Source organism: Flavobacterium sp. GNP002 (assembly GCF_054343795.1).
Genome location: NZ_JBTGUW010000001.1, coordinates 1,629,260 through 1,650,795, shown reverse-complemented (window position 1 = coordinate 1,650,795; position 21,536 = coordinate 1,629,260). Strand labels below are relative to the sequence as shown.

Below are 21,536 nucleotides of genomic sequence, written 5' to 3'. Positions count from 1 at the left end.
AAACAAGACATACAGTTATTTACATTATACCGTTAAGAAATGCAGCAAATATTTAATTTTATTTTTAAAAACAGTAATAGATTACTGTTTTTGCTGCTTTTGGGTATCTCGTTATCACTCACCATTCAAACCCATTCCTTCCACAGAAGCAAAATAATTAGCTCTGCAAATTTTTTAAGCGGCGGAGTCTATGAAAAGGTGAACAATCTTAACGAATACTTAAATTTAAAAACTCAAAATGATGCCCTTGCTCTTGAAAATGCAAAGCTGAAAAGTATTTTATTTAATCGTAAAGACACTACTGCAATAAAAAAACTGGACAGTATTAAAGGGGTAAAACCAGACGATATTGTTGTTTCTAAAGTGATACATAATTCATACAATGTACATGAAAATTACTTAACCTTAAATTCAGGGGAATTACAAGGTGTAAAACCAGACATGGGTGTAATTAACAGTTTAGGAATTGTTGGAATCATAGAAAACACATCTCCAAATTATTCGACGGTAATCAGTATTCTGAACAAAAAGTCTCAAATCAATGCTAAAATCAAAAAATCAAATCACTTTGGGTCACTTGTTTGGGACGGAAAAAGCACTGGATTTGTTCAATTGGTTGATGTACCTAGATTAGCAGCTATAAGAAAAGGAGACACTATCGTAACTGGTGGACAATCTGTAATTTTTCCAGAAAATATAGGAATAGGCACTATCGAAAATATCTATACCGAAGAAGAAACTAATTATTATAAAATAAACGTCAGACTATTCAATGACATGACAAACTTAGGCCATGTCTATATCATAAAAAGGAAAGATCGTGAAGAAATCACTAATTTAGAAAAAAGAGAAAAGGATGAATAGCGCATTGTTAGTCAATATCTTTCGATTTATTCTGTTACTGGCAGTTCAAATTATCATATTCAACAATATGAATTTTTTGGGTTACATAAGTCCTTTCCCTTATATATTGTTCATAATACTTTACCCTGTGAACGGAAACAAATCTGGCCTTGTAGTTGCGAGTTTCATACTTGGACTTATTATGGATATGTTTAGTAATTCAGGCGGAATACATGCCACTGCGTGTTTAGTTCTAGCCTATTTTAGACCTGCTATTTTTAAATTTGCTTTTGGTCTAAGTTATGAATATCAAACCGTAAAATTAAATGATGTTTTGACACCTGAAAGATTCTCATTCATATTACTTTCTGTTGTTATACACCATTTTACATTATTTATACTGGAAGCATTCCAGTTTAGCTTTATTTTTGATATACTAATCAGAACTATATTAAGTACTGTATTCACAATCATTATTTGTATTATCATAATATACCTTATTAAGCCAAACAAAAGATGAGAAAAGTCTTGTTGCCTTCTTTAATCATTATAGCTACATCTTTGCTTGTAATGCGAATCTTTTATTTGCAAATTGTTGATGATACTTTAAAGCTAAAGTCTGAAAACAATGCCATTAAAAAAAAGTATGAATATCCCGAAAGAGGATATATGTATGATAGAAAAGGAAAGTTATTAGTTGCTAACCAAGCGTCTTATGACATCATGGTCATTCCTAGAGATGTTAAAAATACTGATACTTTAGAATTTTGTCAATTATTGAATATTACAAAAGAAGATTTCATAAAAAAAATTGAAAAAGCTAAAATATACAGTCCACGCTTGCCATCTGTTTTTTTATCTCAATTGAACAAAAGTGAATTTGCTGCTTTTCAAGAAAAACTAAGAAAATACGAAGGTTTTTATTTTCAAAAACGTTCTCTCCGTGATTATGAAGTAGATTTTGGAGCCAATATTTTTGGATTCATCACTCAGGTAAATGAAAAACTAGTTGCCAAAAACCCATATTACAACAGCGGAGATTTAATTGGGCGACAAGGAGTTGAAGAAAGCTACGAAGATCTTTTACGCGGAGTTAAAGGTGTAAAATACATTCAAAAAGACAAATACAACAGGGAAATAGGTTCTTATAAAGAAGGGAAATACGATACCATCGCTGTTCAAGGAGAAGACATAAATCTGACCATAGATGCTGAAATTCAAAAGTATGGCGAAGAATTAATGATTAATAAAAGAGGTGGAATTGTAGCAATTGAACCAAGTACCGGAGAAATATTAGCACTTGTAACCGCTCCATCCTATGATCCAGGTATATTGGTAGGAAGACAACGATCTAAGAATTATACCGAATTGTACCGCGATTCTATAGCAAAACCACTTTATGACAGAGGCTTGCTGGCTGAGTATCCTCCTGGATCTCCATTCAAAATTTTAACTGGACTTGTTGCGCTTCAAGAAGGTGTTATTGATGAAAATTCGACTGTTTTTTGTAATCGAGGATTTAGTTATGCAAGAGGGCGCTTTATGGGATGCCACTGTCATGGAGGTGCGCTTCAATTGCATAGAGGAATTTTTGAGTCCTGCAACTCTTATTTTGCAACGGCTTACATGAAAACAATAAATAAATATTCAAAACCTGCACAAGCAGTTGATATATGGAGTAATCATGTGAAAAGTTTTGGTCTTGGACAATTCATGGGATATGATTTACCAACTGGTAAAAAAGGAAAAGTACCTGATTCAAAAACATACAAACGCATCTATCCTAACGGTGGTTGGAGAAGCACCACTATTGTTTCTAATTCTATTGGGCAAGGTGAAGTACTTATGACACCTATTCAGCTTGCGAACATGATGGCAACAGTTGCGAATGAGGGATATTATTACACGCCTCATATCATTAAAAAAATTGAAGGTCACAAAATCGACAAAAAATTCACCACTAAACATGAAACTACAATTGATAAAAAACATTTCAAACCAATTATCAGCGGTTTATTTGATGTTTATAACTTAGGAACAGCAAGATCATTACGTGTTGAAGGGATTGATATTTGCGGTAAAACCGGAACAGCAGAAAATTTCGCAAAAATTGGTGGAGTACGAGTAAAAATGGAAGATCACTCTATATTTGTAGCTTTTGCACCAAAAGACAATCCAAAAATTGCAATTGCAGTTATGGTTGAAAATGGTGGATATGGGGCAACTATTGCAGGACCTATTGCCAGTTTGATGATAGAAAAATATCTGAGACAAAAAATCACAAGAGTTGACCTAGAAAAAAGAATTTTAGCAACAAGTTTACAAAGTCGATATGCAAAATTAGGAGGACTGTCTGAAGCTGTAAAATTACAATTAAGAATTAGCGATTCTCTCCTAAAAAAGAAAACTACAGTTCCAACTGTTAAAGTAAAAACAGATACTACTAAATCGAATAAACAAGCCATTTAATTCCGATGAAAAACCAAAGCATAACAAATAACATTGACTGGATCAGCATAATAATTTATGCATCATTAGTTATTTTGGGTTGGCTAAATATATATTCATCCTCTCTTTCATCAATGGAAGACACTCATGAAAAACAGCTTATATTCATTATACTAACTATTCCTTTAATTTTTACTGTACTTTCTGTTGATGGTAAATTTTATGAAAAATATGCCAGTATCATTTTTGGAATTTCATTACTTACATTAGCAGGATTATTTTTATTTGGTAAAACCATAGCGGGCCAACGTTGCTGGTATGCAATAGGCAGCTTTACGATTCAGCCTTCTGAATTTGCTAAAGCGGCAACTGCTTTAGCGCTAGCAAAATATTTAAGTGACACCCAAATCAATTTGAAGGAAGTAAATAGGCAGGTACAAGCCCTTGCCATTATTCTTTTACCTGTCATCCTAATACTTCCACAACCTGACCCAGGAAGTGCTTTAATATACAGTATATTCATCATCGTTTTATACCGCGAAGGCTTGCCGTCATGGTATGTTTGGACAGGATTTATTACCATACTTTTATTTGTATTAACGCTGGTGTTAGAGCCACAATATGTAATTCTTATAGCTTTAATAACATTGATATTAGTTCATTTAAAATCAAGATTAGCGGATAGAAATATCATTTTAAGCAGTATCCTTTTTGTGGTTATTTCTGGGTTTGTTTTATCGGTAAACTATGTTTTCGAAAACGTCTTTAAACAACATCACAGGGACCGTTTTAATATACTTTTAGGCAAAACAGTCGATCTGAAAGGAATTGGTTATAACACCAATCAATCCGAAATAGCCATTGGTTCCGGAGGTTGGTTTGGAAAAGGTTTTCTTGAAGGAACACAAACCAAGGGTGGATTTGTTCCTGAGCAACATACTGATTATATATTCACGACAGTAGGTGAAGAATGGGGATTTGTAGGCTCATTAGTTGTTATTGCTCTTTTTGCAGGCCTATTTCTTAGAATAATATATCTAGCAGAAAGACAAAAAACAAAATTCAGCAGAGTATATGGCTATTGTGTTGCCGGAATTTTATTTACTCATTTCTTTGTAAATATTGCAATGGTAATTGGTATTTTTCCAACAATTGGGGTTCCACTTCCGTTCTTCTCTTATGGAGGTTCTGGGCTTTGGGGCTTTACCATATTATTATTTATATTTATAAAAATGGATGCCAATAAAGTAAACGAGTGGTAATTAAATAGATTTTAAGTGAAAAACCTATTATTCAAAGCTAATTAAAACTCCAATTTTTATAATCATTACTTTTTTCCAATTGATTTTCAATGTTATCATTCAATTTAGGAAAGAAGTTGATCCCAGTCAATTTTTCGATATAATCAACTGACACTACAAAACTATATAATGGTTTGTTACTTTCTGTATTAGGAACTAAAAAACCAATCATTTTCAATTCCTCACCCGAATTATCCAGTAAAATTTTATAGAAAAACTTAGGAACAGAAACCTTCTCTTTCCCTATTGTCATCAATGAAGATTCCAAAACTCCACCTGTGATTACATAAATTCCATCATATTTTACAGCCCAATAACGTACTTTCTGCTCTAATCTATTCCAAACACCATTATTAAAATTACGCACTTGAGGAGAAATATTTGAAGTAAAAAAAGTATCATTATATGCGTCTAAAGCAAACTCCATATCACCTGCGGGACAAAGATGCCCTTTATCATACTTAGTGTTTTTGTAATTTCTCCAATCAGCCGAACCTGTTTTTACTTTATCGTCCTCAATAAAAAAAGGGCGCTTAAAATTATTATTTTTAATATAATCCTTCTTCAATTCATACGCTACCCATTCTGCCTGTTCATGAACTTCATTATACGACAAGGTATAATACTGGTGCTTGACAACCTGATTAGTTGAAGAAGATGGTAAAAAATCAAAATTTCTCGTTATCGTTTCTCGATTACTATCAACCCGAGCAGCCTTAGTTTTACTCTCATTTGAGATATATTCATTCCTTTCATGGTAAACTGCTGAATTTTCTACTTGCGCATCCTTTTTACAAGATGTAAAAAAGAATCCATTAAGAAGTATAACTATTAAAGTAAATGATTTTCTATTTCCCATTTCTAATCATGTATAAAGATGTTACTATTCGTTAGTTTAAAAATCAAAACTAAACTATTTCCATTGATTAATAGATGCACCTGATGGCTATTTCTAATTCATAAAATCCTAAAATTTAGTAAAAGGGACAAGCCTAAGTTTTCCAAACTAAAAACGCTCCAAAAATTCAAGAAGAATTTTTGGAGCGCAATAGTCATTCATGACATTATATCTTATAAATTAACAAATCCCTCATTAAGATTTTGCTAATTTATCTTTTTTTATTTTAACTGGGATATTTTTTTTTGAAATTGATTTAGGCTGTAAATCATCCAAAACATTAATTGCCTCTTCAACATAAATATCTTTAGATAACGATTCATGCCATATTTCTCTTTTCTCTTTCAAAGAGAGATCTTTACTCATCGCTTCTGCTTCATAAGGCAAAGAAGTAAATGTCAATGTATTTTTATAGTTTACGATTGGCTTATATTTTTTAGCTTTCTCTTCAATATCAGCTTGAGCGATTTTAAATTTATCAATATTCAAACTATAAACATTCTCTTCACTTCTACTATCAATCCATTTTGCATTTTCTTCAATTAATTGAAACTGCGGATTTTTACTAATTCTGTTTTTACTATTGGCAATTGCTTGATTAAAGTTGGTATTATTGTTCCAAACACTATAATCTGCCTGATCAATTTTATCCCAAGGCATCGCATTATCAATATCGCGTTCGCCCATTTTTAAATAAGCATATCTATCCGGCATAACAATATCACTACTCACACCTTCTAATTGGGTAGATCCACCGTTAATTCTATAAAATTTTTGTGTAGTAGTTTTTATGGCTCCTAAATCCCCAACAGAACTACTTCTAACGAACTGATTTAAATCAATTACATTCTGAACCGTACCTTTACCGTATGTTTGTTTACTTCCAATGATAATCCCTCTTTTATAATCTTGAATTGCTGCTGCCAGAATCTCTGAAGCCGAAGCTGAGAAACTATTCACCATAATAACTAAAGGACCATCCCATTCAATTTTTTTATCTCTGTCATAAAGAACCTCTTTTTTAATACCGGCTGATTTTATCTGAACTATTGGACCTTGCTCAATAAACAATCCAGCAATGTCAACAACAGTAGATAAAGATCCTCCACCGTCATCACGAACATCAAGAATAATACCGTTTACACCTGATTTTTTTAATCGGTCTACTTCTAAAGCAATATCTTTTCCTGCGTCTCTTCCGTCTTTATTTTCAAAATCAATATAGAATTTTGGCAAATAAATTACTCCATATTTCAATCCGTTTTTGTTTACAATACTAGATTTCGCATACGTTTCTTCTATTTCAACAATATCTCTGATGATAGAAATAATCTTAATAGTTCCATCCACTTTTTTTACAGTAAGACGAACTTCTGAACCTTTAGGCCCTTTAATTTTCTTCACAACATCATCCAAACGCATTCCTACAACATCTACCGCTTCTCCATTTCCTTGAGCTACTTTCATAATTAAATCTCCAGCTTCAAGCTGTTTTCCTCTCCAAGCGGGACCACCAGAAATAAGTTCAGAAATTTCGGTAAGATCATTTTTCTTCTGTAAACGAGCCCCAATTCCTTCTAACTTACCGCTGATACTTACATCAAAGCGTTCTTTTTCTTCCGCTGCGAAATAATTCGTGTGTGGGTCAAAACGTGCTGTTATGGAATTTATATACACTGAAAACCAGTCGTTTCTATCTAAATCTTTAATAAAACCAAAGTATTCGTCTAATGATTTTGCAGAACTTTCTCTAGTCTCTTTTTCTAAGACCTCAAAAGATTTGATTTGATACGTTGCATCATTTTTCTTTTTGTCTTCTTCTAATTTTTGTTTGTCAACAAGAGATGAAAGAGTAGATAATTTGATTTGCTTACGCCATTTGTCGCTAAGTTCAGCAACATTTTTTGTATAAGGTGCTTTTTCATAATCAATATTGAAACTTTCATCAACAGAATAGTCAAAAGGTTTACTCAAAACAACTTTGTAAATCTTTTTGCTTTCTTCCATACGCTTAATTAAACGCTCATAAGTAAGATTGAAAAAACTCAAATCCTTATTCAACAATTGATCGTCTAATTTCGTTTCAAATTTTGAAAATTCATCAATATCTGATTGCAAAAAGAATCGCTTAGATGGATCTAATGCTTCAATATAATCTTTATATATTCCTTTGGAGAACGTATCATCAATTGTAGCTGGACTATAATGTCCTTTCTCTATAACAAACGTCAACAACTCTAAAAGCAATTTATCTTTTTCAGGATCGGTTGATTTTGTTGCATTCATTTTGAACGCAAACAATGTTACCGAAAGGCATACAACAACAAGAAGTATTTTATAATTTCTTTTCATAAAGTTAATAATAGTATTCATGAATCTTTTAATCTAAGTTACGGTAAAAACTATGCCAACAGTAGCAGGGCCTCCATAAATTTTTGTTAAAGATATAAAAATGTTCTTTTGTTTTAAGTTAAATGAATCAACATAACATATTTTTATCTTTTGTTTACACATTCCATTTTGTGTTATTACATTTGTCTTCAAAATTATCAATAAACAATCCCTTTTTGCAATATAAAACAATGAAAAAAGATAGACCATTAATTTTAATAACAAATGATGACGGTATTTCGGCACCCGGACTTAAAGCTTTAATTGCCGTTATGGCAGAAATAGGCGAGATTGTTGTGGTAGCGCCAGACACCCCTCAAAGTGCAATGGGTCATGCTATTACCATAAACAGCACTTTATATTTGAATAAAATTTCTAAAGAAAACGACCCGTTTTTAGAATACAGTTGTTCTGGTACACCAGTAGATTGTGTAAAACTTGCCGTAAATGAAATTCTGAAACGAAAACCGGATTTATGTGTTTCCGGCGTCAATCACGGATCAAATTCTTCCATAAATGTCATTTACTCCGGGACAATGAGTGCCGCTGTTGAAGCAGGTATAGAAGGAATCCCTGCCATTGGTTTCTCTTTATTGGATTATGATTGGAATGCTAATTTTGACAATATAAAATCTTTTATTCGAAAAATATCATTAGAAGTTTTAGAAAACGGACTGCCGGAAGGAGTAGTTTTAAATGTGAATTTCCCAAAATTAGTAGAAAAAGAAATTAAAGGAATCCGAATTTGTCGTCAAGCGAAAGCAATTTGGGTAGAGAAATTTGACAAAAGAAAAACACCTCAAGGAAGGGATTATTACTGGCTTGCAGGAGAGTTCGTAAACCAAGATAAAGGTGAAGACACTGACGAATGGGCTTTGCACAATGGATACATATCTGTTGTTCCTGTTCAATTTGACTTGACAGCGCATCATGCCGTACAACAACTTAATACCTGGAAATGGAATGAATAAAACAGAGTTGTTTATCGGATTTTTAATTGGATTTGCCACTACCCTTCTTGGAAGTTATCTTTTTATAACTTTTTTTACTGAATTTAATTTCATTGCAGGAATTGAAATTATGAAATCACAGGGGAATTTAGGCAAAATCATAACTTTAGGTTCAATTCTTACGCTAATTGCATTTGGTATTTTACTAAAAATGAACAAAGAAACAATGGCGCGTGGTGTGGTTTTATCAGTAATAATCATGGCAATTATAACTATGTTTATCTAAGAAACGATATTCGTTTATCTTTGCTAATTGAAAAACAGATTATTAAAAATAAATTTGATTTTATATGTTTGAAATCCAAATCTATAAATTCCTTATCAAGAAAGCATGAAATATTATATTATAGCAGGTGAAGCTTCAGGCGATTTGCATGGTTCAAATTTGATGAAAGAACTGTACAAAAAAGATCCAAATGCTGACATCAGATTTTGGGGTGGCGATTTGATGAAAAATGTTGGCGGTACTTTAGTGAAACACTATCGGGAATTGGCATTTATGGGTTTCATCGAAGTGATCTTTAACTTAAAAACTATTTTGAATAATATCAAAATATGCAAAAAAGACATTGTTGAATTTCAACCAGATGTTCTTGTTTTCATAGATTATCCAGGTTTCAATTTGCGCATAGCAAAATGGGCCAAAGCGTTAGGCATGAAAACACACTATTATATTTCACCTCAAATCTGGGCTTGGAAAGAAAGTAGAATAACTGATATCAAACAAGACATTGATAAAATGTATGTGATTTTACCTTTCGAAAAACAATTCTATGAGGACAAACATCATTTCCCGGTTGAGTTCGTGGGGCATCCGTTGATTGATGCTATACATAACCAACCAGCAGTTGATCCAATCCTTTTTAGAAAAGAAAATCAATTAAACGAAAAACCAATTATCGCCATTTTACCGGGCAGCAGAAAACAGGAAATCACTAAAATGCTATCTGTAATGTTGAGCGTTGTAAATGATTTTCCAGAGTATCAATTTGTAATTGCCGGTGCTCCAAGTCAGGAATTCTCGTTTTATCAAAATTTTATTTCTCATGAAAATATAAAATTCATCCCCAATAAAACATACGATTTATTGCGAAATTCAACTGCTGCATTAGTCACTTCAGGAACTGCAACCCTGGAGACGGCACTTTTTAAAGTCCCTGAAGTAGTGTGTTACAAAGGCAGCTGGGCTTCCTATCAAATTGCAAAACGAATCATTACACTCAAATACATCTCATTAGTAAACTTGATAATGGATGAAGAAGTGGTCACCGAATTAATCCAAGAGGAATGCACCACAAAACGCATTCGAGAAGAACTGAAAAAAATTCTGGAATCCAATCATCGCAATACGCTTTTAGAAAAATATGCGTTATTAGAAGACAAATTAGGTGGCATTGGTGCTAGTAAAAAAACCGCTAAATTCATTGTTTCTGATTTACAATAGCTTACAGCTAATTTGTAACTATTTAAATTCATCAAAAATATATTCTTTTGAAACATTTCGCATTCGTATTACTGATTCTTGTTTTTTTTACGGCTTGTAAATCGACTTCCCCAATAGTCACTTCTAAAAAATCCGACACAAAAAAAGAGAAACTAACGAAATCAGAAAAAAGAAAAACAAATCGTTTGGCAGAAGAATTGATTGACGCCGCTGCTGAAAATCTTGGGGTAAAATATAAATATGGAGGCACAACAAAATCAGGTTTTGATTGTTCCGGCTTGATGTACAACATTTTTGATTCACAAAACATAACGCTACCTCGCAACTCTTATCAACAGTCAAAAATAGGTGACGTTATAGATACCAAGCGTGAAGAGGCGCAAAAAGGAGACTTAATATTTTTTAAAACCAACAAAAATTCACAGATAAATCACGTAGGAATCGTCATTGAAGTCTATGATGACGAGATAAAATTTATTCATTCTTCTACTTCAAAAGGTGTAATTATTTCCTCAACGAAAGAACCTTATTATAAAAAGACCTTTGTTCAATTGAATCGGGTGTTGTAGACAAGCAAAAAGCAGCGTTACTTTATAGTAAAAATAAAGCTGTTTCTTACTAAAAATCCGTACTTTAGATACATGAAAGTACTCGAATTTCCTTTAGCGAGAATAACAATTGGATTTATTTCAGGAATCCTTTTCGCCTACTACTTTCATCCATCACTATTATTACTCTTTATTTTACTTTCAATATTCATTAGTACTTTTGGAGTATTGTATTTTTTATTCAAAAACAAAAGCAAGAATGTTTTCTATTTTGGTTTGACAACATATCTCCTGTCTTTTCTTATCGGAATTTCAACTCAAGTAATTCACATTGATCATTTTCAAAAAAGCAATTATAGTCACATTACGACTATTTTTGAAGAACCGCATTCCATCTCCTTAATCATTCGCGAGAAGCTAAAAAGCAGTCCGTTTAGTGACCGCTACAATGCCATTATAAACCGTGTGGATGAGAAAAAACAAACGGGTAGAATCATTTTAAACATTCAAAAGAACAGCTTGCATCATGAATTTGAGATTGGGACTCCTTTACTTATTAAAGGAATTTTATCTAAAAACAGACCTCCAAATAACCCGAATCAATTTGACTACAGCAAATATCTCGAAAATAAACAAATCTATGCGCAGCTGTATGCGGATGTTGAGGAAATCAAAATTGGAACTGAAATAGAGAAAAACATCTGGTATTATTCTTCTAAATTAAGAACAAGGATTATTCGGAATTTAGAAAAAAACAACTTCAACAAAACAGAATTGAATGTTGCCATTGCTTTAATAATGGGACAACAACAGGATATTTCGCCAGAAATTATTAGGGATTATCAATATGCCGGAGCTGTACATATTTTATCGGTATCAGGGCTGCATATTGGATTTATTTTAATTTTTGTTACCTTCATTCTAAAACCTATTCCTAACACAAAGCGTGGTTCATTTATAAAGTTACTTATCATTCTTGCCTCTTTATTCACTTTCGGAATCATTGCTGGTTTAGCACCTTCGGTAGTGCGTTCCGTAACGATGTTTTCGTTCGTTGCCATTGGAAATCATTTAAGAAGAAGCGTCAACATATATCATACTTTATTAGTTTCCATCTTACTGATTCTGCTTTTTGAACCTTCCTTTTTATTTGATGTTGGTTTCCAATTAAGCTATTTAGCCTTGTTTTTCATTATTTGGTTGCAACCTCTTTTGGCTTCTATTTGGTCACCAAAAAATAAGATTTCAAAATATATTTGGGACATTCTCACGGTTTCGTTTGCTGCACAAATAGGAACTTTACCACTAAGTATTTATTATTTCCATCAATTTCCAGGCTTATTTTTTGTTACCAATTTAATTGTCATCCCACTATTGAGTATCATTATGATTTTGGGAGTTTTAGTCATGCTTTTAGCCGCATTTAACAGCATTCCAATCTTCCTTTCACAACTACTAGAATGGAGCATTTATTACTTGAATAAAATCATTAATGCCATTGCTTCTTTAGAACAATTTATCCTACAAGACATTCCATTGCATTTCTATTTGTTGCTTAGCAGTTATTTGGTTGTTATAACTGCAATTATTTGGTTCAAGAAACCTAGTTTCAACAAATTAGTAATGACATTGATTTCAATCATTATTGTACAAATTTCGTATTTGGGCATTCAATGGAATATTCAACACGACCAAGAATGGATTGTTTTCAACATCAAAAGAAACACATTACTGGCAGAACGAAATGGCGAAAATATTACGGTCTACGCCAATGACAGTATTTTGAAAGCCGCTCAAAAAAACAATGCATTAAAGTCGTATCGAATTGGGAATTTAAGTCGCCTGAAAGCTAAAAAAGAATTGCAAAACCTTTTTTATTTCAATGGAAAGAAGATTTTCATTTTGGACAGTTCGGGAGTTTTTCCAAAAAACATACATCCGGACATTATTGTTATGACCCAATCTCCCAAAATAAATTTTGAACGCTTATTACAAACTACAAAACCAAAGATGATCGTAGCCGATGCTTCTAATTATAAAACCATTCAAAAACAATGGAAGGCGACTTGTATGAAACAAAAAATCCCTTTTCACGCTACGAGTGAAAAGGGATATTATAAATTGAATGACTAATTATTTCTTCTGCAGCAATCCATTTGCAACAGCTAACCATGCAGATGGTCCTCCAGCAACATAACCAGTACTTCCTAGACCTTGAAAATTCACTTTGCCATCTACAGTTGTAACATTCGCAAAATGGATTGTTGGGAATCCTTGAATAGCAAAAACTTGTTGTAATTCGTCATTTTGCTTTTTAATCTCAGGAGTCTGTGGCGCTTTTCTAGGATAATCTAATTCTACCAGAACCACATTTTCTTTGGCCCAAGCTGCAAATTCAGGTGTTTTCAAAACCTCTTTTTGTAACCTGATACACCAACCACACCAATCGCTACCAGTAAAAAACAACAACATTGGTTTTTTAGTTTTATTAGAAACTTCCATAGCCTTGACCACATTGGTTTCCCAAACTAATTCTTGTGCTTCAGCGGCAAACGAACCCGCAAACAATAATAAAGCAAGTATTATTTTCTTCATATTTATAATTTTTAATTATTGACAAATCAAAAATGATGCCTAAAATTATCGAACACCGTGCATCAATTTCTTAATTACTGGACCCATCAAAATAGAGAATAAGGCCACAACAATAGATATTATTGCTAACATCCAGAAGAAATAACTCAATCCGTGTTCATTGGCAATTTTATCTATGTTTTCTCCAAACATACCTGCTCCTTTCATTCCTATTGCAACTGCAAGATACCAAACTCCAAACATAAATGCAATCATTCTTGCAGGAACTAATTTACTCACATAAGACAATCCTACAGGAGAGATACACAATTCAGCCATAGTGTGGAAAAGATATACCAAAATCAACCAAATCATACTTACTGAAGCTGTTTTTGCACCCGCTTCGATTCCGCTTGCACCAAAAGCCACACAAGCCATACCAAGCGCTAATAATCCCATACCAATTCCGTATTTTAAATTAGCCGAAGGGTTGTATTTACTTTCCCACCACTTTGAAAATAATGGTGCTAATGAAATAATAAACAATGAATTTAAGGTCGAAAACCAAGTTGCTGGAACTTCGGTCAATGCAGTAGTTACTTTATCAATTTTCAACGCTTGCAACGTCTCATCTGATAATGATAAATATCCTGCAGTATAATAATCTTTAGCCAACATCCATATTGCTATTGTCCAAATAATTATAAAGCTCACACTTAGAATAATATTTGCAAGAGCGTAAAATTTAAAAGTTTGTTTGAATAACAAAATCAATACCCAAGTAATAATTACTAATGGTAATATAGTAATCAATGAATTCATCACTAAGAATACTACACTCCAATTACCTGTTAAAACTCGATCCGTATAATCATTTGCAAAAATGGTTAAACTGTTTGGAGATTGTTCGAAAATTGCCCAGAAGAAAATAGTCAGGAATGCAAAGAATGTAACTGCTATTAATTTTTCTTTAGTGATTTTAGAATATTGGGTAAATCTATAAATCAATAATATTATAAAAACAACCAGTGCCGAAACTATAGCAATAGAATTACCATTTGGCCCTAAGAAAGAAAAAACGTTTACTTTTCCTCCAGATATTTTGGACGCAGGATCATTCAAAAGCCACAATAAAGCTAGTAATGATGAAAATGCAATAGCCACTAATTGTATTGGTGAAAAAGGATTTCTTTTATCCGTATCCAAAGCTTCTGCTTTCGCTTTGCTTTCTTTGTTTGGTTTTAAACCAATGTCTCCAAAGATATTTTGTGACAACCAAAACTGTAACATTCCAAAGAACATAAAAATTCCGGCAAGACCAAAACCATACGTCCAACCCACTTTTTCTCCTAAATAACCACAAAGTAAAATACCAAAGAAAGCCCCGGCATTTACACCCATGTAGAACAACGTATAAGCACCATCCTTCTTCTCAGGACGGTCTTTGTACATTTCAGATACGATTGATGTCATATTTGGCTTGAAAAAACCATTTCCAAAAACTAACAATACTAATCCTAAATAAATAGAAAATTCAGTTTCAACAGCCATAGAAGCGTGTCCTAAAGTCATCAAACTGGCACCTACAACAACTGCCCATCTAAAACCTATCACTTTATCGGCAAAATAACCACCTAACATTGTGGATAAATAAACCAATCCAACGTAGGATCCAAATAATGCAGAAGCATTTTCACGAGTCCATTCCCAACCACCATCTGTAAAAGAAGCGGTTAAAAATAATATCAATAAAGAGCGCATTCCGTAGAATGAGAAACGTTCCCACATCTCTGTGAAAAACAAAACGAATAATCCCGCTGGATGTCCTAAAACGGTACTTTTAAAAAATTGGTCTGTAGTATTTTCACTCATATTATTAATTATTTAATTCTTTGTCTACTCCGTGCATTAATTTTTTGATTATTGGCGAAAGTACTAATAGTAGTAATCCGAAACCGAGTCCTGTATAAAATAAATATTCAAAAAGTACTAAGTAACTCTGTTTTGCTAAATTCAAATCAGGTGCTGTACCATTTGAAGTATCCACAGAAGCTATGTTAGCTAAAATGGAAGCAATAAATTCCGAGCTGGCTGTCGCCAAAAACCAAACGCCCATCATGAACCCAACGATTTTTGCCGGGGATAATTTAGTCACTGCAGAAAGACCTACTGGTGACAAACTCAATTCTCCGCAGGTATGTAAAAAATATGCTAATATTAGCCAAATTGCCGCTACTTTTCCTGTGCCAGAAAGATTTATCCCCATCACTAACGCTCCAAAGCCTAAACCAACTAGAGCTAATGCTAAAGCAAATTTTACGGCTGTATTAGGATTGTATTTTCCTAAATTTGGCCATATCCAAGCAAAAACAGGAGCTAGCAAAATTATGAATAAGGCATTAAAACTTAAGAATTGTCCAGCAGAAACTTCATAACCAAATATAGTTCGGTCTAAAATCCGGTCAGCAAATAAATTCATGGAAGTATACGCTTGTTCAAACAATGCCCAGAATACAATTGTAAATACAATCAAAATGGTTAAAGCAATCAATTGATGACGTGCTTTTCCGTCTAACTGTGTGATCGCATAATAAACAATATAAATAAAGGAAATACCACCCGCAATTTTTAAAGCCCATGAAACCGCATCATGATTTTGAACCATTTGCCAAAACAATAATGTTGATAAAACACTTCCCACATAAATTAACCACTCATTTTTAAGTCCAAACGATTTGTTTTCTAAGAAAGAGGGGTTATTTGACTCTCCTTTGCCCATTAATAATTTCCTTCCGGAAATAAAAGTCAATAGTCCAAAAAACATTCCGACTCCAGCTGCACCAAAACCATAACTCCAACCATATTTTTCACCAAGCCAAACACAAATTAGCGTAGCCAAAAAGGAACCTAAGTTGATTCCCATGTAAAACAAAGTAAATCCAGAATCTCTTCTTTTATCGCCTGTTTCATATAATTCCCCCACTAATGAAGAGATATTGGCTTTTAGAAAACCAACTCCGACAATAATTAAGGATAATGAAAAATAAAATATTTGCAAGGCAGTTTCATCACGCGTAATTTCGCCAGTAATAGATTCAGTTGCGGCATTCCCTTCATAAGCCATTCCAATATGCCCTAACACAAGCATAATACCTCCAAAAACAATGGCTTTTCTAAATCCTAAATAACGATCCGCTATAAAACCCCCTAAAACGGGCACTGCGTATACGAGTGCAGCGTAGCTTCCAATGAGTAAATTCCCAGAAGTATCTGAAAACAAATGGTACTTTGTCAGATAAAAAATCAATAAGGCTTTCATACCGTAGAACGAAAACCGTTCCCACATCTCGGTAAAAAACAATATAAAAAGCGCCTTTGGATGTCCAAAAAATTCTTCCTTATTCAATGCGTCGTTTGTCATAAAGCGCTGTTATAAATTTTCTTTGATAAAATTAGTCATTTTTGTGTACAATTGAATTCTGGTTTTACCGCCATAAATCCCGTGATTATTGTCTGGATAAATTTGGGAATCAAATTGTTTATTAGCCTGAATCAAAGCTTCCATCATTTGCATGGAATTTTGAACATGCACATTATCATCTCCTGAACCGTGAATCAAAAGAAATTTTCCTTTCAATTTATCCACATGGTTTATTGGTGAATTATCATCATATCCGCTCGCATTTTCCTGTGGTGTCGTCATGTAACGTTCCGTGTACACACTGTCATAGAATCTCCAGTTTGTAACCGGAGCTACAGCAATTGCCATTTTGAAAACATCGTTTCCTTTCATGATACAATTAGACGCCATAAAACCACCATACGACCAGCCAAATATACCAATTCTAGATTTATCAACAAATGCGTAATTTCCTATTACTTTGGCGGCATCAATTTGATCTTCCACTTCGTATTTTCCTAATTGCAATTGCGTCACTTTTTTGAAATCAGCACCTTTAAAACCAGTTCCGCGTCCATCAACACAAGCTACAATGTAACCTTGTTGTGACAACATCATAAACCAATAATCATCCGTACTGTTCCACTCATTATTCACTTGTTGCGAACCTGGACCAGAATATTGGTACATAAAAACAGGATATTTTTTAGCAGAATCAAAATCTTTCGGTTTAATCATCCAAGCATTTAATTCATTCCCTTTTGCTGTTTTTAAAACAAAAAACTCTTTAGCCGGTAAATTATAGCTTTTTAGCTTTGCAGCCAATGATTCATTGTTCTCAATAACCTGAACTTGTTTTCCAGCTTTAGCTTCGTTCAAAGTATACGTCGTAGGCTGAGACGCACTAGAAAATGTGTTGATGTAGTATTGAAAATTCGGACTGAATGTCGCTGCATTCGTTCCTGTATTTTGCGACAAACGCATTTTGTTTTTTCCGTCAAGACCTATTCTGTAAACATCTCTATTAATAGATCCATTTTCTACAGACTGATAGAAAACCGTATTTGTCTTTTCGTCTAAACCATAGTAATTAGTCACTTCCCATTTTCCTTTGGTCAGTTGGTTTTTCAATTTTCCGTTCTTGTCATATAAGTAAACATGATTGAAACCGTCTTTTTCTGAAGTCCAAATAAAACTGTTGTCTTTCAAGAAAGTCAAGTTATCCGTAACATCAACATAAGCTTTGTCTTTTTCGTTCAAAACTACTTTTGAAGTTCCTGAATTACTGTCGATAAACAACAAATCCAAATTATTTTGATGACGATTCAATACCTGTGCAGACAATGTATTCGCGTCACTTGTCCATTTCATTCTGGCAATATAAAAATCATTATAATTACCAAGATTTACATTTTTTACCGCATTCGAATTTACATCATAAATATGTAGCGAAACTAATGCATTCTTCTCACCGGCTTTTGGATATTTAAAGGTTTGCATCATTGGATACAACTCTTTTCCAAACATGGACATCGAAAATTCCGGAACCTGACTTTCGTCAAAACGAATGTAGGCTACTTTTTTGCTGTCAGCACTCCAATCAAATGCTTTTACAAAAGCAAATTCTTCTTCATAAACCCAATCCGTAATACCATTGATAATGCTGTTTTTTTGTCCGTCTGTAGTTATTGGAGTCGATTTATTAAAAGCTAAATCATATAGATACAGATTATTTTCTTTGGCGTAAGCAATCTTTTTTCCATCAGGTGAAAACGTAGGTTCCTGAACCTGAAAATCAAATAACTTTTTTAATTTTTTACTGGCTATATCGTACAAATAATAATCAGCAGTAAAGGAGTGACGGAAGATTTGATTGGTACTGCAAGCTAATAGAATCATTTTTTCTGAAGCATCAAACGTGTAACTATCAATCCCGTTTAAAAGTTCTTTGTGGGATTTTGTATCTATAAGTGTAGCTACTTTTTTTAAAGTTGCAAAATCGTACAAATCGATTTGCATACTTCTGGACTGGTTGTCTAAATTCAATACAGTGTATTGATTTGTATTTTTCATGGATTGTAATTCATCCATTCCTTGAGCACGAAATGTACCGTTATAAAGTTCATCAATTGTGATTTTTTGTTGACCAACAACAGTAAAACACAAGAATAAAAATAATGCAATAATTTTTTTCGAATACATGATATTTCTTTAAATATAAAAACCGTCAATTTTAGTGAAAAATTTACAATAATTTCACATTCGATGTGTTAAATGTTAAAAACAATATTATAAACACCCATTTATTGAGGATATTATCATAGTAAACAAAACAGCTAAAAGCGTATCTTTGCAAGTATACATATTATAATCTATTGAGAATGAATAAGGCCATTAGCGGATTTTCTAAATTATCCAAAGAAGAAAAAATTAAATGGATTGCCAATCAATATTTTTCAACACCTCCAGAAGCCATTTCCTTGCTGAAAAACTACTGGAATTCTGATGAAAAAATACAGAAATTACACGATGAATTCATCGAAAACACGATAACCAATTTCTACATTCCGCTGGGAGTTGCTCCTAATTTCCTGATTAATGGAAAATACAGCACGATTCCTATGGCAATTGAAGAAAGCTCTGTGGTTGCCGCTGCCGCAAAAGCTGCTAAGTTTTGGTCAACGCGTGGCGGATTTAAAGCAACCGTAATAAATACTGAAAAAATTGGGCAGGTTCATTTTATCTATAAAGGCGATGTGTCAAAATTGAATTTGTTTTTTGCTCAACACAAAAGCAAATTTTTATCAGAAACAGAATCGATTACCACAAATATGCAAAAACGCGGTGGCGGAATTTTAGACATCACCCTAAAAGACAAAACCGATTTATTGCCCAATTATTTTCAGCTGCATGCTACTTTTGAAACCAAAGACAGCATGGGAGCTAATTTCATCAATTCGTGTCTGGAACAATTTTCCAAAACATTAAAAGAAGAAGCACATAATTATGACTTGTTCACGGAAACGGAGAAAGACATTGAAGTTGTAATGAGCATCCTTTCGAACTATGTTCCAAATTGCATCGTAAGAGCTGAAGTTTCTTGCCCGATTGCTGATTTAGAAGAAAAACACATTCTAAATCCTCTAGAATTTGCAGAGAAATTTGTCCAAGCCGTTCAAATTGCTGAAGTCGAACCATACCGTGCTGTAACGCACAATAAAGGAATCATGAACGGAGTGGATGCCGTAGTTTTGGCAACCGGAAATGATTTCCGCGCCGTCGAAGCCGGAATTCATGCGTATGCTTCCCGAAACGGAAAATACTCCAGTCTTTCCCATGCCAAAATCGAAAATGGTATTTTTACTTTTTGGCTAGAAATCCCTTTAGCATTAGGAACTGTTGGCGGTTTGACTTCCTTGCATCCATTGGTAAAATTATCATTAGAAATGCTGGAAAAACCCTCTGCCAAAGAATTAATGCAGTTTGTAGCCGTAGCCGGTTTGGCCCAAAATTTTGCCGCTTTACGTTCTTTAACTACAACAGGAATTCAGGAAGGACACATGAAAATGCATTTGAATAACATCATCAACCAGTTTGAAGCCACCGATGACGAACGCATTTTAATCCAGAAATATTTCAAAAAAAATACCGTTTCGCATAGCGCCGTGGTGACTTATATTGAAAGTTTAAGAAAATAATTTTATCTTGAAGCATCAAAAAATAAGATTGCTTCGTTCCTCGAAAAGACAATGAAAAAAACATTCTACAGTAACGGAAAACTTTTAATCACAGGAGAATACCTGGTTCTTGATGGCGCAAAAGCATTTGCATTACCCACAAAAATGGGGCAAAACCTTATTATTGAAGAAGGAGGCAACAAAGAAATCATTTGGAAAAGTTATGATGCGGATGAAAGTATTTGGTTTGAAGACACTATTTTATTTTCTGATATTTCCAAAGAAGTTAATACTGAAAACGAATCAGTCAAGGCTACACTTACTACTATTTTACACGAAGCATTTAAACTAAATCCGAATTTCATTTTAAATTCAAACGGATACCGTATAACTACTGAACTTGGATTTCCTAAAAGCTGGGGTCTGGGAACGTCATCGACTTTGATAAACAATATTGCCCAATGGCTCCAAATAGACGCCTTTATACTGCTTAAAAACAGTTTTGGAGGCAGTGGTTATGATATTGCCTGCGCACAGAACAACACTCCTATCCTATATCATCTGGAACAAGGGAATCCCATTGTTGAAAAAGTAACCTTTAATCCAGAATTCACACAAAACCTATACTTTGTATACCTTAACAAAAAGCAAAGCAGCAAAACCGCAATAGCAGCATACAACATTAATAAAAAAAACAATCTGACGAGAACTATTGCTTCAAATGACACTATAACTTCTGAAGTTTTGAATGCCACTACGCTTCAATCTTTTGCTACAGCAATACAAAAGCACGAAGTACAAATGAGCATTATTCTGGAAACACATACTATAAAAGAATCCTTGTTTCCGGATTTCAATGGTGTGATAAAAAGTCTCGGTGCCTGGGGAGGCGATTTTGTTATGGCGATTGCAACTGAAAATCCAACTGACTATTTTGTTTCAAAAGGATATAAAACTATCGTTCCGTATAATGAAATGATATTGTCTTAATGATTCATAATT

Annotated in this window: 17 protein-coding genes; 11 read left to right on the top strand and 6 right to left on the bottom strand. The window is 33.5% G+C overall.

Going from position 1 to position 21,536, the window contains the following annotated elements:
• Window positions 1-39: 39 nt before the first annotated feature.
• The 4 genes from mreC to rodA are packed head-to-tail and all read left to right on the top strand — an operon-like array spanning window position 40 to window position 4,553.
• Window positions 40-864 carry a rod shape-determining protein MreC gene (gene mreC, locus ACXX80_RS07190; RefSeq protein ID WP_458552636.1) on the top strand — a complete coding sequence of 275 codons (825 nt, stop codon included), beginning with the start codon at window positions 40-42 and terminating at the stop codon, window positions 862-864.
• On the top strand, window positions 857-1,363 hold the full coding sequence (locus tag ACXX80_RS07185; protein ID WP_315208677.1) for a rod shape-determining protein MreD: 507 nt from the start codon (window positions 857-859) through the stop codon (window positions 1,361-1,363). The genes mreC and ACXX80_RS07185 overlap by 8 nt, the downstream gene beginning before the upstream one ends.
• Window positions 1,360-3,312: a penicillin-binding protein 2 gene (mrdA, locus tag ACXX80_RS07180; RefSeq protein WP_458552635.1), complete on the top strand. Its 1,953-nt coding sequence runs from the start codon at window positions 1,360-1,362 to the stop codon at window positions 3,310-3,312. Before ACXX80_RS07185 ends, mrdA begins: the two co-directional genes overlap by 4 nt.
• A 5-nt stretch (window positions 3,313-3,317) precedes the next feature.
• Window positions 3,318-4,553, top strand: coding sequence for a rod shape-determining protein RodA (rodA, locus tag ACXX80_RS07175; protein ID WP_315208671.1), 1,236 nt, complete (start codon window positions 3,318-3,320; stop codon window positions 4,551-4,553).
• Between the two features lie 37 nt (window positions 4,554-4,590).
• Here the strand turns inward: rodA and ACXX80_RS07170 are convergent, their stop codons facing one another.
• Both ACXX80_RS07170 and ACXX80_RS07165 read right to left on the bottom strand, forming a co-directional pair.
• Window positions 4,591-5,451, bottom strand: coding sequence for a DNA/RNA non-specific endonuclease (locus tag ACXX80_RS07170; RefSeq protein WP_458552634.1), 861 nt, complete (start codon window positions 5,449-5,451; stop codon window positions 4,591-4,593).
• A gap of 234 nt (window positions 5,452-5,685) precedes the next feature.
• The gene (locus tag ACXX80_RS07165; protein WP_458552633.1) at window positions 5,686-7,863 is read right to left on the bottom strand and encodes a carboxy terminal-processing peptidase; all 2,178 of its coding nucleotides are present in this window, start codon (window positions 7,861-7,863) and stop codon (window positions 5,686-5,688) included.
• Window positions 7,864-8,072: 209 nt separating this feature from the next.
• Here ACXX80_RS07165 and surE point away from each other — a divergent pair, with 209 nt between their 5' ends.
• From surE to ACXX80_RS07140, 5 genes are all read left to right on the top strand, one after another.
• Window positions 8,073-8,852, top strand: coding sequence for a 5'/3'-nucleotidase SurE (gene surE, locus ACXX80_RS07160; RefSeq protein ID WP_458552632.1), 780 nt, complete (start codon window positions 8,073-8,075; stop codon window positions 8,850-8,852).
• Window positions 8,845-9,117 carry a hypothetical protein gene (locus tag ACXX80_RS07155; RefSeq protein ID WP_458552631.1) on the top strand — a complete coding sequence of 91 codons (273 nt, stop codon included), beginning with the start codon at window positions 8,845-8,847 and terminating at the stop codon, window positions 9,115-9,117. The genes surE and ACXX80_RS07155 overlap by 8 nt, the downstream gene beginning before the upstream one ends.
• Window positions 9,118-9,222: 105 nt before the next feature.
• On the top strand, window positions 9,223-10,335 hold the full coding sequence (lpxB, locus tag ACXX80_RS07150; RefSeq protein WP_458552630.1) for a lipid-A-disaccharide synthase: 1,113 nt from the start codon (window positions 9,223-9,225) through the stop codon (window positions 10,333-10,335).
• Between the two features lie 47 nt (window positions 10,336-10,382).
• Window positions 10,383-10,904: a C40 family peptidase gene (locus ACXX80_RS07145; RefSeq protein WP_458552629.1), complete on the top strand. Its 522-nt coding sequence runs from the start codon at window positions 10,383-10,385 to the stop codon at window positions 10,902-10,904.
• A 72-nt stretch (window positions 10,905-10,976) separates the two neighbouring features.
• A complete protein-coding gene (locus ACXX80_RS07140) occupies window positions 10,977-13,016 on the top strand; it encodes a ComEC/Rec2 family competence protein (protein WP_458552628.1) in 2,040 nt (679 codons plus the stop codon).
• On the opposite strand, the gene ACXX80_RS07135 is transcribed toward ACXX80_RS07140, so the two are convergent.
• Genes ACXX80_RS07135 through ACXX80_RS07120 form a run of 4 tightly spaced genes read right to left on the bottom strand, consistent with a single transcriptional unit; the run spans window position 13,017 to window position 19,059 of the window.
• A complete protein-coding gene (locus tag ACXX80_RS07135) occupies window positions 13,017-13,478 on the bottom strand; it encodes a thioredoxin family protein (protein ID WP_458552627.1) in 462 nt (153 codons plus the stop codon).
• A gap of 45 nt (window positions 13,479-13,523) precedes the next feature.
• Window positions 13,524-15,329, bottom strand: coding sequence for a peptide MFS transporter (locus tag ACXX80_RS07130; RefSeq protein ID WP_417991663.1), 1,806 nt, complete (start codon window positions 15,327-15,329; stop codon window positions 13,524-13,526).
• Between the two features lie 4 nt (window positions 15,330-15,333).
• Window positions 15,334-16,878, bottom strand: coding sequence for a peptide MFS transporter (locus ACXX80_RS07125; protein WP_282743533.1), 1,545 nt, complete (start codon window positions 16,876-16,878; stop codon window positions 15,334-15,336).
• A 9-nt stretch (window positions 16,879-16,887) separates the two neighbouring features.
• Entirely contained in the window at window positions 16,888-19,059 is a 2,172-nt protein-coding gene (locus ACXX80_RS07120) for a S9 family peptidase (protein ID WP_458552626.1), read from the bottom strand.
• A gap of 179 nt (window positions 19,060-19,238) precedes the next feature.
• Between ACXX80_RS07120 and ACXX80_RS07115 the strand changes: the two genes are divergently transcribed.
• A complete protein-coding gene (locus tag ACXX80_RS07115; RefSeq protein WP_458552625.1) occupies window positions 19,239-20,555 on the top strand; it encodes a hydroxymethylglutaryl-CoA reductase, degradative in 1,317 nt (438 codons plus the stop codon).
• Window positions 20,556-20,606: 51 nt separating this feature from the next.
• Window positions 20,607-21,524, top strand: a complete 918-nt coding sequence (locus tag ACXX80_RS07110; protein ID WP_458552624.1) for a GYDIA family GHMP kinase — start codon at window positions 20,607-20,609, stop codon at window positions 21,522-21,524.
• The last annotated feature ends 12 nt before the right edge of the window (window positions 21,525-21,536 follow it).